Origin of the sequence: Demequina zhanjiangensis (genome assembly GCF_030418315.1) — a bacterium.
GTDB lineage: Bacteria > Actinomycetota > Actinomycetes > Actinomycetales > Demequinaceae > Demequina > Demequina zhanjiangensis.
This window is the reverse complement of sequence record NZ_JAUHPV010000001.1, coordinates 49,946-64,682: the sequence shown is the minus strand read 5'-3', so window position 1 is coordinate 64,682 and position 14,737 is coordinate 49,946. Positions and strand designations below refer to the sequence as shown.

Annotated in this window: 9 protein-coding genes; all 9 read left to right on the top strand. The window is 70.4% G+C overall.

Annotation, left to right across the window (positions count from 1 at the left end; translation table 11 throughout):
- Positions 1–61 precede the first annotated feature (61 nt).
- Positions 62–1,561: a DUF222 domain-containing protein gene (locus tag QQX04_RS00300; RefSeq protein WP_301125049.1), complete on the top strand. Its 1,500-nt coding sequence runs from the start codon at positions 62–64 to the stop codon at positions 1,559–1,561.
- Positions 1,562–2,121: 560 nt separating this feature from the next.
- On the top strand, positions 2,122–3,810 hold the full coding sequence (locus tag QQX04_RS00295) for a nitrite/sulfite reductase (RefSeq protein ID WP_436968451.1): 1,689 nt from the start codon (positions 2,122–2,124) through the stop codon (positions 3,808–3,810).
- Positions 3,807–4,640, top strand: a complete 834-nt coding sequence (locus tag QQX04_RS00290; RefSeq protein ID WP_301125045.1) for a phosphoadenylyl-sulfate reductase — start codon at positions 3,807–3,809, stop codon at positions 4,638–4,640. The genes QQX04_RS00295 and QQX04_RS00290 overlap by 4 nt, the downstream gene beginning before the upstream one ends.
- A gap of 312 nt (positions 4,641–4,952) precedes the next feature.
- Positions 4,953–6,974 carry a glycosyltransferase family 2 protein gene (locus tag QQX04_RS00285; RefSeq protein ID WP_301125043.1) on the top strand — a complete coding sequence of 674 codons (2,022 nt, stop codon included), beginning with the start codon at positions 4,953–4,955 and terminating at the stop codon, positions 6,972–6,974.
- On the top strand, positions 6,971–7,696 hold the full coding sequence (locus QQX04_RS00280; RefSeq protein WP_301125041.1) for an HlyD family secretion protein: 726 nt from the start codon (positions 6,971–6,973) through the stop codon (positions 7,694–7,696). Before QQX04_RS00285 ends, QQX04_RS00280 begins: the two co-directional genes overlap by 4 nt.
- Positions 7,693–9,762, top strand: coding sequence for a glycosyl hydrolase (locus QQX04_RS00275; protein WP_301125039.1), 2,070 nt, complete (start codon positions 7,693–7,695; stop codon positions 9,760–9,762). The genes QQX04_RS00280 and QQX04_RS00275 overlap by 4 nt, the downstream gene beginning before the upstream one ends.
- A 321-nt stretch (positions 9,763–10,083) precedes the next feature.
- The gene (locus QQX04_RS00270; RefSeq protein WP_301125037.1) at positions 10,084–13,248 is read left to right on the top strand and encodes a glycosyltransferase family 2 protein; all 3,165 of its coding nucleotides are present in this window, start codon (positions 10,084–10,086) and stop codon (positions 13,246–13,248) included.
- A 65-nt stretch (positions 13,249–13,313) separates the two neighbouring features.
- On the top strand, positions 13,314–14,039 hold the full coding sequence (locus QQX04_RS00265) for a biotin/lipoyl-binding protein (protein WP_301125035.1): 726 nt from the start codon (positions 13,314–13,316) through the stop codon (positions 14,037–14,039).
- A gap of 110 nt (positions 14,040–14,149) precedes the next feature.
- A complete protein-coding gene (locus QQX04_RS00260) occupies positions 14,150–14,635 on the top strand; it encodes a tetratricopeptide repeat protein (RefSeq protein ID WP_301125033.1) in 486 nt (161 codons plus the stop codon).
- Positions 14,636–14,737: the final 102 nt, after the last annotated feature.

Sequence of the window (14,737 nt, the reverse complement as noted above, 5' to 3'; positions counted from 1 at the left end):
CCACCTCCACCGCCTCATCCCTTTTGCCCTATTTGTCAGACCCTGCTGGTTGACTGGTGTCATGACGACGACGGGTGAGGTGCGGGCCGCGATGGCGGCGGTGCGTGCTCTCGTCGCCGGGGTGGAGTCGATGCCGCGCGGCGAGCTGTTGGCTCTGCAGCGTGAGGTGTTCGAGGTCAAGCGTGAGTGGGACGTCGTGACTGCTCGGCTCGCGGCGGAGGTGACGCGCCGTTCGGAGCCGGCGCCGGGTGCGGTGGGCTTGTCGCGGCGGGAGGGGTTCCAGTCGCCGCAGGCGTTGGTCGCGTCCGTGTCTGGCGGGACCACGGGTGAGGCGGGCCGGCTTGCACGGGTGGGCAAGGTCATGGCCGACGCGGCACGCGCGCAGCTGGCCGACGCCGGCGGGAATCGTGTCGGCCTGAACAGCCCAGGCGGAGACGACGCTGACTCGCCCCACGAGACCACCACCAGCGCTACCGCACCCGTCTTCCCCGTGCTTGCCGCAGCCCTGTCGGGCGGGAGGCTGTCGGTCGAGGCAGGCGCAGTCCTGGCAGGCGCGCTCGAACGCGTCGCCGACGTGCTCGACGCTCCCGCTGTGGCCGACTGGGAAAGCCGCGTCGTGGCCAAGGCGATCGGCCTGCCGCTGCTCCAGGTGCGACGGATGGTGTCCTTCGCCGAGGCACGCATCACACCCCAAGCGCTCAAGGAGCGTGAAGAGCGGGCCTTCCACGAACGCTTCGCGACCATGCGCCCCCAGCCCGACGGATCGATGCTGCTGACCGCACGACTCGACCCGGTCTCCGCCGCCCCCGTGCGCGCCATGATCGACGGCTACGTCCGCCAAGCCTTCCAAGCACGCCGCGACGCAGCCAAGGAGACCGCCAACGATCGCGACCGCGGCAATGACGGCGACGGCACGAATGGCACCACCGGCGAGGCAGCCAACCCTGCAGCCGTGCACGCAGGAGCCACCGCATCCACGCCCGCGAACACCGCGCCTTCCGCCGCGCAGCTGCGCGCCGACGCACTGGCATGGCTCGCCCGCCACGCCACCGGCTGCGAAGACTCGCATGCGGGAGTCAAGACCACCGTCGTCGTGCGACTGTCACTCGAAGACCTGCAAGCCGGCGACGGCGTCGCCGAGATCGACGGCACCCACACCCCCATCTCCATCTCGGCAGCCCGACAGCTCGCCGCCGACGCCGAGATCATCCCCGCCATCCTGGGAGGAGACAGCGAGATCCTCGACTGGGGACGCACCCGCAGACTCTTCACCCGGGCACAACGACTCGCCCTCATCGAAAGAGACGCCGGCTGCGCCAAATGCCACGCCCCACCGGACTGGTGCGACGCCCACCACATCCAATGGTGGCAACGAGACTCAGGCCGCACCGACCTCGCCAACGGAGTCATGCTCTGCGTCAGATGCCACCACGACATCCACCAACACGGCTGGAACATCCACGCACAAGACGCACAGATCTGGATCACCCCACCCCCACACGTCGACCCCACCCACACACCCACCCTCGGAGGACGCACACGCATCGACGTCGCCGCGTAGGCGCAGTGGCACGCGACCAATCAGGACGGCTCACGCCACCAGGGCGCACGAGTAGCCGCAGAGGCGTGCCACGAACGTTGGATACCTCACGGCATCGCCGCAACTCTCCTGGTACCGATACCCCCACAGGGATAACCCCTGGTACGAGGGTAGCCAGGCGTTAGTTGATGTGTCACACTCTCCGCATGACGAACTCGGCACTCCCCTCGCTGCGCACCATGCGCGCGATGATGTGCTGCGTCATGTGTCCCTCGGCCTGAGTCGCCCTCGGATACACCCCACCCGTACCCAGGGCGCTCGGCTGAACCGGGCGCAACCTCTCCGTACGCCCGCGAAAGCCGAGCTCCCGCCAAGACCCAGGAGCCACGGTGAACCCGGACACCACCACCCCTCCCCCCGCCTCCCCTGCGGGTGACGCCAGCGCGCCCAGCCCGGCTGACGCCACCGCGCGCACCGCCCCGAGCGACGCCGGCGCGAGCGCCACGTCAACCAGCGGCAAGCCCGCCGCCTCGGCCACCGACGCCGACGCGCGCCAGCGCCAGCGTGAGGAGGCCCGCCTCATCCGCACGCGCGACGCCGCCGCCCGCAGGGGCACCGCCGCGAAGGACGGCCAGTGGGCCTCCGGCGACCGCACCCCCCTGAATCCCAACGAGGAGTTCAAGGCCGCCTCCGACCCGCTCGAGGTGCGCCACCGCATCGAGACGATGTACGCCCGCTGGGGCTTCTGGTCCATCCCGCCCAGCGACCTGCGCGGCCGGTTCCGCTGGTGGGGCCTCTACACGCAGCGCAAGCCCGGGATCGACGGCGGCCGCACCGCCCTGCTCGAGCCGCATCAGCTCGACGACGAGTACTTCATGCTCCGCGTCCGCTCCGACGGCGGCCAGCTCTCGGTCGCCCAGGCACGCGAGATCGCCCGCATCTCCCAGGAGTTCGGCCGCGACACCGCCGACATCTCGGACCGGCAGAACATCCAGCTCCACTGGATCCGCATCGAGGACGTCCCCGAGATCTTCCGCCGCATCGAGGCCGTCGGCCTGTTCACCACGGAGGCGTGCGGCGACAGCCCCCGTGTCATCCTCGGCTCCCCCGTCGCGGGCGTCGCCAAGGACGAGCTGCTCGACCCTACGCCGCAGATCCAGGCGATCATCGAGCGCGGCATCGGCAGCCCCGAGTTCTCCAACCTGCCCCGCAAGTTCAAGTCCGCGATCTCCGGCACCCGAGTGCCCGACATCGTGCACGAGGTGCAGGACATCGCCTTCGTCGCAGTCGAGCACCCCGAGCTGGGGCTCGGCTACGACCTGTGGGTGGGCGGCGGCCTGTCGATCAACCCTCACCTGGGTCAGCGCCTGGGCGCCTTCGTCGAGCCCGACAAGGTCGCCGAGGTGTGGGCCGGCGTGATCGGCATCTTCCGCGACCACGGCTACCGCCGCCTGCGCACCCGCGCGCGCCTCAAGTTCCTCGTCAAGGCCTGGGGTGCCGAGAAGTTCCGTCAGGTCCTCCAGGACGACTACCTGGGCTGGGAGCTTCCCGACGGCCCCGCGCCCGTCGAGGCGTCCCCCGGTGACCGCGGCGACCACGTCGGCATCCACGAGCAGAAGGACGGCCGCTGGTACATCGGCGCCGCCCCCGTCGCCGGACGCATCTCCGGCGCCAAGCTCGAGGCGATCGCGGACATCGCCGAGGCCGCCGGCTCCGACCGCATCCGCCTCACCCCGCTCCAGAAGCTGCTCATCCTGGATGTGCCCCAGGAGAAGGTGAGCGACGTCGTCAACGGCCTGCGCGCCCTCGAGCTCGAGGCGCAGCCCGGCGAGTTCCACCGCAACGTCATGGCCTGCACCGGCATCGAGTACTGCAAGCTCGCCATCGTGGAGACCAAGGCCACCGCACGCGAGGTGGTCAAGGTCCTCGACGAGAAGTTCCCCGACCTCGACGCACCCATCTCCGTCCATGTGAACGGCTGCCCCAACTCGTGCGCCCGCATCCAGGTCGCCGACATCGGCTTCAAGGGCCAGCTGGTCCACGACGAGGAGTCCGGCGGCCAGGTGCCCGGCTTCCAGGTCCACCTGGGCGGCAGGCTCGGCCGCGGCGAGGACAACGACTTCGGTCGCAAGATCCGCGGCCACAAGGTCACGGCCGACGGCATGCCCGCCTACGTGGACCGCGTCACCCGCAACTACCTGGAGACCCGCGAGCAGGGCGAAGCCTTCGCGGACTGGGCCTTCAGGATCGACGAGGAGCTGATCCGATGAGCGGCGGCACGCACAGCGGCCCAGCGAGCGTCGCTGCCACGGACACCGCGCCGGCCGCGCAGGCACCTCAGCCGGCCGGGCAGGCGCCACAGTCGGCCGTCGTGCCAGGACTGTTCGACGTCACGGCGCTGACGCTGCTCAACCCGTCGGAGTGGAACGAGCAGACGTGCGCCGAGGTGAACGCCCGCCTCGAGCACGCGTCGGCGCAGCACATCGTGGACTGGGCGGTCGCGACGTTCGGCAAGGACCTGGCCGTCGCGTCGTCCATGCAGGACACCGTCGTGGCGCACCTGTTCGGCTCGCGGCTCGAAGGGATCGACGTCGTGTTCCTCGACACCGGCTACCACTTCCCCGAGACGCTCGCCACGCGTGACGACGCGGCCCGACGCCTGCCGATCACGGTTGTCAACGCGACCCCGCGCCAGACGGTCGAGGAGCAGGACGCCGAGCACGGCCCGAAGCTTCACGACCGGGATCCGAACCTGTGCTGCGCACTGCGCAAGGTCGAGCCGCTCACGCGCACCCTCAAGGGCTACCGCGCCTGGGCGACCGGTGCACGCCGCTCCGAGAGCGCCGCACGCGCGGACCTGCCCGTCGTGTCGTGGGACAAGAAGCACGGGCTGGTGAAGGTCAACCCCATCGCGCTGTGGGACGACGCGCGCGTCGAGGGCTATCAGATCGGCCACCGCCTCCCCCGCAACCCCCTGCTCGACCAGGGCTACCCGAGCATCGGTTGCGGCCCCTGCACCAAGCGGGTCGCCCCGGGCGAGGACCCTCGTTCTGGGCGCTGGGCAGGGACCGACAAGACGGAGTGCGGCATCCACATCTGAGAACAGGCGAGGCCGCGGCGGACCGGATGCCGCCGCGGCCGTGCGCAAAGTGTGACGAACTAGACAAAGGCCGGCGTGCGCGCCATGCTGGGACACATCGACGCGGCCTCCCCGGCCACGCCGGATGGTTCCGCAGACAGTGGAGTGAAGGGCCCACAGGCCCGAGTCCCGCGGGAGAGCGAGTCCCCCTCGCATGCTCCCCTCAAGGCAATGGCGCCGTCGCATCCGCGACCAGTCCCCCGCACCCACCGCACCCGTCGACGCGTGCACGCCGGAGGCGTGCGCGTGCCTCCACGCACCCGGAGCCCAGCCATGACTCTCGTCCAGCTTCCGAGCGCCACCGCGAAGGACACCCCGACTCGCCGCACCGAGCCCGCCGAGCGCTCACCCGTGATGACGCTGCTGGTGCTGATCGCGACCCTCGGAATCCTCGCGTACAGCATCTTCCTGCTGAACCCCGCGAACCGCGGCGACCTGCTGCCGTACTCGCTCGTGATCGCCGCCGAGTCGATCCTCGCCTTCCACGCGATCGTGTCGATGTGGACGATCCTCGCGGCCAAGGAGGATCCGCGCACGTTCGCGGTCCATCACGCCCGCGAGCGCCTGTACGCCCACACGACCGGCGACGACCCGACCGACTGGCCCCTGATGCTCCACGGTCGCTCCGTCACGGTCGAGGTGTTCATCACGGCGTACGGCGAGCCCGTCGAGACCATCACGCGCACGCTCGACGCGGCGCTGCGGATGCGCGGCCGCCATCGCACCTGGGTGCTGGACGACGGCGACAGCGACGAGCTTCGAGACGCCGTGGCCGCGCGAGGCGCACGGTACGTGAGGCGGCTCAGCTCGGGCGGCGCCAAAGCAGGCAACATCAACCACGCGCTGTCGATCGCCAAGGGCGAGTACTTCCTCGTCCTCGACGCGGACTTCGCGCCGGACGAGGAGATGCTCGAGCGCACGCTGCCCTTCTTCGTGGACGACAAGCTCGCCTTCGTGCAGACCCCGCAGAGCTACGGCAACGAGACGACCAGCACCATCGCCAAGGGCGCCACCTACCTCCAGACGATGTTCTACCGCTTCGTGCAGCCGGGCAGGAACCGCTTCAACGCCGCGTTCTGCGTGGGCACCAACGTCGTCTTCCGCCGCGCCGCTGTGATCGATGTGGGAGGCATCTACACCGACTCGAAGTCTGAGGACGTGTGGACCTCGCTGATGATGCACGAGAACGGCTGGCGCTCGGTCTTCCTGCCTGAGGTGCTCGCCGTCGGCGACGCTCCCGAGTCGGTCGAGGCGTACTCGAAGCAGCAGCTGCGTTGGGCGACGGGCGGCTTCGAGATCCTCTTCACCCATCCGCTGTGGTCGCGGCGCAGCCGCCTCACGATCGACCAGCGGCTCCAGTACTTCGTGACCGCGACCTTCTACCTCACCGGCATCGCCCCGCTACTGCTGCTGCTCGTGCCGCCCCTCGAGGTGTACCTGGATCTGCGACCCATGTCGCTCGACATCTCCGCGGGCCAGTGGCTGCTGTTCTACGGCGGCTTCTACGTGATGCAGATCATCCTGATGTGGTTCACGCTCGGCACCTTCCGCTGGGAGACGCTGACCCTCGCGACGGTGTCGTTCCCCATCTACACGAAAGCCCTGTTCAACGTGCTGCGCGGCAAGGACGTCGGCTGGTCCGCCACCGGCGCGGTGCAGACCCGTTCGCCGTTCAACTTCATGGTGCCGCAGATGCTGTTCTTCGTGTTCCTGGGTCTCACCTCGGTGCTCGCGATCTGGCGCGACTGGATCCACGGCATCCCCTCGCTCGCCACCGGCTGGAACCTCATCAACACTGTCGTGCTCGGCGCCTTCATGCTCGCCGCCGCCCGTGAGGACAAGGCTCTGCGTGCGGTGCGGCGAGCTGAGCGGCGCGCCGCAAGGAGCACGGGCCCCGCCCATGCAGCCCCGACGCGACGGGCGCGCGCCACCGCTCCTGACCTCTCGCCCGAGCCCGAGCTCGTGCAGGTCGCCGCCACCGCGACCGACGCGACCCCGTGGGAGCCCTCGATGACCGCGCTGGACCGTGGCGAGTCGAGCGCCCCCCTGCCGGACCGCCCGGGCGCGGCGAGGGCGGCGAACCGGACCGAGACCCTCACCGCCGTCGACGAGGACCCGGTAGTGGGTGTCCAGGATGCCGACGACGTCGACCACGCCTCGCTCGCCGCACGCGCCTCGGCCAACGCGACGGCGGCGGCATTCGTCGCCGCCCGCTCGGCCCGCGAGGGAAGACGAGGCTCCGACGTGTTCCGCACTGACACCAGCACCGAGACCAGGACGGGGGTCGCGCGATGACCTGGGCAAGCCGCATGAAGTTCCTGTTCGGACTGATCCTCGTGCTCGCGATCGTGGCCGCCGGCACGCTCGTGTTCAACCAGAGAGAGCTGCGGGTCGACTCCGAGTCCGCGGCGATCGAGTCGGCGACGATCGCCGTCGGAGCCGAGCACGGCGGCCTCGTCACCACCTCGTATGTGGAGGAGGACGAGGAGGTGTCCGCAGGCGATCCGCTCGCGACCCTCGAGTCCGAGCAGCTCCAGCTCATGGTTGCTGAAGGCCTCGTCGACGTGGGCGAGCAGGGCGTCGGTGCCGGTGGTCGGTACACGATGTACGCCGCCGTCGACGGGAACGTGGCGGACCTTGGCATGCAGGTCGGGTCGTACGTGCAGGCGGGCGACGTGGTCGCCGAGATCGACGAGAGGGACACCTTGTTCGTCGAGGCCCAGTTCCGACTCTCCCCCGCCGACTTCGGGCGCATCGAGGACGGCGCGACCGTCGACTTCGTGCTGCCGGACCGCAGCATGCTCACCGGCGTGGTGGACAGGCTGGATGTGGAGACGGTCGACGGCGACGCGCTCGTCACGATCCGCGTGGAGTCCGACGACCTCGTCTGGGGCGACGGCTCCGGGCTCATCGAGCCTGGCACACCCGTGGAGGCGACCCTGTACCTGAGGGACGACGGGCCGCTCGCCGGGGTGTCCGACATGCTCGCCGAGTTCGCCCATAGGATCGGTCTGTGACGCGTGCGCAGCCCCTTCGTCTCCTGACCGCGGCCGGGCTCGCCTCGGCCCTCGTGGTGCTCGCCGGGTGCACCGGCGACGCCGAGCCAGACGGGAGCCCCATGGCCGAGACGATGGCTCCCACCGCCGACGGGGAGGTGGGCGTCGTGGACGCCGCCGCGTCGACCCTGGCCCAGACCCTGCCCGTGGAGGCGATCGCTGAGCCCCCGTCGATGGAGGGCGTCGCCGACGGCGTGCTTGCTCCCACCAACCGGTGGTACTCAGGCCTCGTCTATGCCGACCTTCCCGCCAAGTCCTTCGCGACGCCCGTCGCCGTGCAGGTCGACGCAGGTTCGCTCGGGGTCGCGCTGCCCACCATCGCGGCGTCGGATGCCCTGATCGCCGCGCAGACCGCCGACTTCCTCACGGTCACGGTGGAAGGCGCCGACTCACGCCCGAAGGCCCTCGTCAACGAGCCCGCCTACACCACGCTCGCGTTCTCCGACCCGGGGGCAGAGGACGACGCGAGGCTCGCGACCGCGACCGTCGCCCAGGGCTGGCCGGCGATCGGCTTCGTCGCGACTGCCGACGTGACGCTGTCGCTCTCGGCAGCGCCCACGTGGGGCGAGGACGGCGTCGGCATCGTGGACCTCGCCGGCACCACCTACGCGGTCAGCACGGCCGACGCCGAGGTGGACGGAGCCGACGTGACGCTTCGCGACGGCGGCTGGTTGCAGGCCTTCCCCGTGCCGGCCGGCGCCGACCCGAGCGAGTACGCCGCACTCATGTCCTCCCCGGTCGTCGCGGTGACCCCGCAGTGGGCGGTCGGCGAGGACAACACCAGCACGACGCTCACATACGAGACGCTCGACGGCGGCCCCACCGTCGTCGTCCCCTCCGCCGCAGTCGACGGGACCGTCACCGAAGGCACGTGCGACGCGGGCACCTTCGCCACGATCGACGGCCCGACCGTCGCGTGCGTCGGCAACGACCTCACCTGGCACGTGGACACCATCCGCCCAGAGCTCACTCTCGACGTCTCGAACCTCTCCGCCGAGGAGCAGGAGGCGGTCACCGCAGCGCTCGCCGACGCCGACGTCGCCGACTACCCGTCGGACACCTACTTCGGCTCCAAGGCCCTCTACCGCGACGCACAGGCGTACGCGATCGCCGATGCGCTCGGCGACGAGGACTCGGCCGCTCGCATCGGCCAGCGGCTCTCCGCCGCGCTCACCCAATGGACCCAGGCCGACGGCTGCGAGCTGCGGTCGAGCCGTTGCTTCGTCTACGACGAGAACTGGGGCGGGGTCGTGGGCCTCGAACCGTCGTTCGACTCGCAGGAGTTCAACGACCACCACTTCCACTACGGCTACCTGATCTACGCCGCGGCCATCGCCGTGGAGACGGGGCTGCTCGAGGAGGACGACGTCGCACCCGTCGTGGACGCGCTCGTCGCCGACATCGCATCCACCGGCACCGACCAGGTGCCCGCCCTGCGGCCGTTCGATCCGTGGGCCGGACACTCGTGGGCCTCCGGGATCTCCCCGTTCGCCGACGGCAACAACCAGGAGTCGAGCTCCGAGGCGGTGCTCGCATGGACGGCCGTCGCCGCATGGGCCGAGCTGCGCGGCGACGCAGGAGCGGCCGAGCGCGCCACCTGGATGCTGTCCGCCGAGGCACACTCCGCGATCGCGCTCTACGTCCGGCCCGACACGTCGTTCGCCCCGGAGTACCTGCACCAGGTCGTCGGCATCCAATGGGGCGGCAAGCGCGACTGGGCCACCTGGTTCTCACCCGACCCCGCAGCGATGCTCGGCATCCAGCTGATCCCGCTCGCCCCCACCCAGGCGGAGATCCTCGCGCCGACCGATGAGACCGAGACGAGCCGCGTGCTCTCCTCCATCACCGAGGCCATGCCCACCGGCACGGCGGACCAGTTCACCGACCTGATCACGATGTACTCCGCGCTCGCAGGCCCCAAGCAGCAGTCGGCAGCCTGGTCCATCGCGCTCGCGCTGCCCGACTCGGCGATCGACGACGGGATGACGCGCGCCTACATGCTGGCGTTCATCGCAGCCGCCGGCTGACGGCGGACACGCAGACGCTGCGGCGCAGCACGGGCGATGCCCGGCCGAGGCCAGGAGCCTCCTAGACGACCTATCGGTCGGGGGTTCAGGTTTTCAAGGCGAATGCCGATGTGAGGTTCGTCACAAACTTGTGACACTGCGTCACCTATTCGGAAGGGTGTGGCCCAGGTCACACCCCCGGCGATCTACCTGGCTGTTCTCGGTCGCGATGGCAAACCGGCCATGAACAGCCCGCCCCGGAGGTGCTCGCACCGAGGCAATGGCGCCACCGTTCCCCCAAGGAGCGGAGTCCCCCACGCTGTCGACCCCCCGGAGTGTGACATGAGCCGACCGACCCCTGACGCGCCCGCGCGTCCCGACCAGCACCACTTCATGGGCTCCGAGCAGTCGCCCGTGATGATCACGCTCGTGCTGATCGCGACCATCGGAGTGCTCGCGTACACCGGCTTCCTGCTGAACCCCGCGAACCGCGGCGACCTGGTGCCCTACCTCATGGTGCTCGGCGCCGAGCTCGTCCTCGTCATGCATGCGCTCATGACCAGCTGGACGATCCTCGCGGGCGGCCAGAACCCCCGCACGTACGCCGTGCACCACGCGCGCAGCGTGCTCTACGCCCACCACCACGGAGACCCCAGGAACTGGCCCGTCATGCTCGGCGGCCGGCCCATCACCGTAGACATCCTCATCACCGTCTACGGAGAGCCGCTCGACGTGATCGAGCGCACCGCCGTCGCCGCCCGCGACATGCGGGGCCAGCACCGCACGTGGATCCTGGACGACGGCCGCTCCGACGACGTCAAGGAGCTCGCGGCCCAGCTCGGGGTGCGATACGTGCGGCGCCTCACCTCGCACGGCGCCAAGGCCGGCAACGTGAACCACGCGCTCACGCTCGCCAAGGGCGAGGTGTTCGCGATCTTCGACGCCGACTTCGTGCCCAAGCCCGAGTTCATCGAGCAGACCCTGCCGTTCTTCATCGACCACAAGGTCGCGTTCGTGCAGACGCCGCAGAGCTACGGCAACGAGAACGAGAGCGTCATCTCCAAGGGCGCCGCCTACATGCAGACCGTCTTCTACCGGTTCGTGCAGCCCGGCAAGAACCGCTTCAACGCCGCGTTCTGCGTGGGCACCAACGTGATGTTCCGCCGTGAGGCGGTGCTGGACGTGGGCGGGATCTACACCGACTCCAAGTCCGAGGACGTGTGGACCTCGCTCATGATGCACGAGCGCGGCTGGAAGTCGATCTTCATCCCCGAGGTCCTCGCCGTCGGCGACGCCCCCGACAACGTGGAGGCGTTCTCCAAGCAGCAGCTCCGCTGGGCGACGGGCGGCTTCGAGATCCTCTTCACCCACCCGCTGTTCAGCCGCCGCTCCAAGCTCTCGCTCGAGCAGCGCATCCAGTACCTGACGACCGCGTCGTTCTACCTCACCGGCATCGCGCCTCTGCCCCTGCTGCTGGTGCCGCCGCTCGAGATCTTCTTCGACCTGCGACCCGTCTCCCTGTCGATCACGGTCGGCGAATGGGCGCTGTTCTACGCCGGCTTCTATGTGATGCAGATCCTGCTCGCCTGGTTCGCGCTCGGCACCTACAAGTGGCAGACCCTGACGCTCGCCACGGTGTCCTTCCCCGTCTACACGAAGGCGCTGTTCAACGTGCTCCGCGGCAAGGACGTCGGCTGGCAGGCCACCGGCACCCTCAAGCAGAGCTCCGCGTTCAACTACATGATCCCGCAGATGCTGTTCTTCGCGTTCCTGCTGATCGCGTCCGTCGTCGCGCTGTGGCGGGACTTCGGCAACGGCTTCCTCACGCTCGCCACCGTGTGGAACATCCTCAACACCGCGATCCTGGGCGTCTTCGTCGTCTCCGCCGGCATGAACCTCAAGCCGCGCGCCAGCAAGAAGGCCGCCAAGAGCACCGAGCTTCCCGTCACCCCGCAGGCCGACGACCTGGACAACGAGATCGCCGCGCTGCTCGAGCTCGAGGGCGAGATCGCGCCGAGCGCGATGCCCGTGGGCGCCCGCGAGCGCATCGCGGCGAAGGCACGCGCCGCGCGGACGCCCGCGCCGGAGACCGCCTTGGCGTCAGGCCAGGTCCAGTACTTCCAGCCCCCGGTCCAGCCCGCCCTCGACCCCGTGACCGCGAGCCAGGCCGCGAGCGCCGCCGCCGTGCGCGCCGCGACGATGACGGCACGGTCGGTGCTCGCGGGTGAGGCCTCGGTCGTCGCCGGGCAGCGGCCCGCGCTCATGCCGGTCCCCGCGCCTGACACTGGCGCCGGGTCCGGCGCTGGTGTCGGGTCCGACGCTGGTGCTGAGCCCGACGCCGGTGTCGGGTCCGACGTTGGAGCCGGGTCCGAAATCGATGCCGGCACCGTGCGCGACCACTCGGCAGAGCGCGAGCGTGACACCGCCGTCGATCCCGAGACGCCCTCCCGCGAGGACGCAGGCGACGCCACCGCCACCGCCACCGAAGCCGCCGGCGCTGAGAATGGCGCGGCCGATGACGACACAGCCGGTGACGACACAGCGACCGGCGGCGCAACAAACACTGATGCCGATCGCCCCGGCTGGCAGTGGCACCAGGCCGAGGCCGGGCCTGCACCCCACGCCGCGACGCCCTCGCGCGCGCCTGCACCCCACACGCCCATCGTGGGCTCGTATCCCGGGGCGCCCTCGCAGGCGTCCCCGTACACCGCGTGGCCGGGACAGACACCGCCCGCGCAGCAGCCGTACCAGCCCGCAGCGTCGTACCCGGGCGGGCCCGGCAGCGTTCCCGGCGACATGGCCGGCAACCCCGGCAACTACGGCCCTGGCGGCAACTACGGCTCGGCGCCGCACGCGGCCACCCCCTACGGTCAACCCGCCGGAGGCACCCCCGGGCAAGGGCAGGCGACGCACCAGCAGTCACCCGCGCACGCGTACGGGCAGGCGCCCCACCAGCCTTCGCCCTACGGAGGCGCGCCGTACGGGCAGGCGCCCGCACCCGGCTATCCGGCGCAGCCCGGCGCCTACCCCTACCCGCAGGCCGGTCACTACGGAGCACCGCAGGACCCGCGGTATGCGCCCTACTCACCCCCCATGCCGCAGGGATACGACCCGTACACGGGCCAGCCTCTGCCCCCGCAGCAGACCCCCGCGTCGCAGGGCTACCCGAGCACGGACGCATACGCCTACCCCGAGGCCGTCGGCTTCGGCGGCGGCTGGTCCGGCGCACCTTCCCAGCCCTCCGCGCCGGGAGCTGGCTACCCCGCAGGCGTCGGCGATCCCGGCGGACCGGGCTACCCCGTCGGCACGGGCTATCCGGCCGGACCCGCCTACCCCGGGTCGAACCAGGGCTACCCGCCGGCACCCAGCGGCTACCCCGAGACCCACAACTACCCCGGCTACGGCCCGAACCCTGCCGTCCCCCACCCGTCGGCACCCGGAGCGCCTCACACGGGCGGCTACCCTCCCCACCCCGGCGGCGCAGCCCCCGCACCCGGCCAGGGATGACCCTCCCGTCGGCGCCCCGCCCCCACCAGCCCTCTGCACGTCCCCTCCCCTAAGGAACTCTCCAGATGTCGTGGATGAACAAGCTCCGCTTCGGACTCGGCCTGCTCGCCGTGGTTCTCATCGGCGCCGCCGCCACCGTGGTCTTCAACCAACGTGAGCACAGGATCGACAGCATCGCCGGCATGATCCAGGCCGTCGAGCACCCGATCGGCACCGACTACGCCGGACTCGTCACCGCAGTGTTCGTGTCGCTCGGAGACGAGGTCGAGGTCGGCGATCCCCTCATGACCATCTCCTCCACCTCGCTCGAGCGCGACATCGCCGACGGGCTGATCGACGCGTCCGACGGCGACGTCACCCCGGAGGGAACGCTCACCGTCCTCGCCAGCGTCGACGGCATCGTCACCGAGGTGGGCGTCGCATCCGGAAGCTACGCCTGGCAGGGCGCGCCCGTCGCGACCATCTCCGAGACCGACACCCTCTTCGTCACCTCCGACTTCCTGGTGAACCGGCTCGACTTCGGTCGCATCCCCGACGTCGAGTACGTCGAGATCACCCTCCCTGACGCGACCGTCGTCACCGGCATGCTCGAGACGTTCGACGTCGAGCAGGCCGGACCCGACTCGCTCGTGACCGCCACCATCTCGTCGACCGAGCTCGACTGGGGCACGGTCCACGGACTCGTCGCCCCAGGCACGCCCGTCCTGTCGACGCTCAATCTGGCGGACTCCGGGATCATGGCCGGCGTCGGTGACATGCTGAGCAGCTTCGTGCATCGGATCGGCCTGTGAGCGCCGACCCCGTCGACCCAGGACGGCACCACGCCTTCCCTGGTCAGCCACGGCGGCACGACGAGGGGCGAGTTCGCGCGGGCGCGTCCACGCTCGGTACTGTCACCCCTGTGCATCAGTCAGTGGACGACAGGCTCGACGCGATCGTCGCCACCCGTGACCCTTACGCGGTCCAGGCCACGATCTCAGCGCTCGAGACCCTCCTCGAGGAGCATCCCCGCCACGCCCGCAGCCTGTACGAGCTCGGCAACACCCACGGGATGCTCCGCGACGGAGAACGCGCCCGGCACTTCTACGACGAGGCGCTCTCGGCAGGCCTCCACGGCGAGGCGCTGCGCCGCTGCCTGCTCCGCTACGGCGCCGTGCTCCACGAGCTAGGCGAGTCGGAAGCCGCGCAGAGCCTGCTCGAGGAGGCCCGCAGCCGCTTCGCAGGGCCTCCCGCGCGCGCAGTCTTCGATGCCGTCGAGCTCCACATGCAAGGCAGGACCGACGAGGCGTTCGACGCGTTGCTGGAGATCGTCACCGAGTCCTTCGGCGTCTCCGAGGAGGACCGCTACAGGGCCGCCTACTTCCGGGCGCTCCTGCCGCCGAGGTGACGACGGCCTGGGCGCCGGGCATCGCGCGACGCGGGGAGCAGCCCTCGCAGCCAGTCTCGGGCGATGCCCGCCTGCCCCTGGACGCGTGACGCCGCGTTTGCT

What these genes read in the sequence shown, in the direction of transcription:
- QQX04_RS00300 (WP_301125049.1), top strand. Translation starts at nt 62, where the DNA reads ATGACGACGACGGGTGAGGTGCGGGCCGCGATGGCGGCGGTGCGTGCT.
- QQX04_RS00290 (WP_301125045.1), top strand. Translation starts at nt 3,807, where the DNA reads ATGAGCGGCGGCACGCACAGCGGCCCAGCGAGCGTCGCTGCCACGGAC.
- QQX04_RS00285 (WP_301125043.1), top strand. Translation starts at nt 4,953, where the DNA reads ATGACTCTCGTCCAGCTTCCGAGCGCCACCGCGAAGGACACCCCGACT.
- QQX04_RS00280 (WP_301125041.1), top strand. Translation starts at nt 6,971, where the DNA reads ATGACCTGGGCAAGCCGCATGAAGTTCCTGTTCGGACTGATCCTCGTG.
- QQX04_RS00270 (WP_301125037.1), top strand. Translation starts at nt 10,084, where the DNA reads ATGAGCCGACCGACCCCTGACGCGCCCGCGCGTCCCGACCAGCACCAC.
- QQX04_RS00265 (WP_301125035.1), top strand. Translation starts at nt 13,314, where the DNA reads ATGTCGTGGATGAACAAGCTCCGCTTCGGACTCGGCCTGCTCGCCGTG.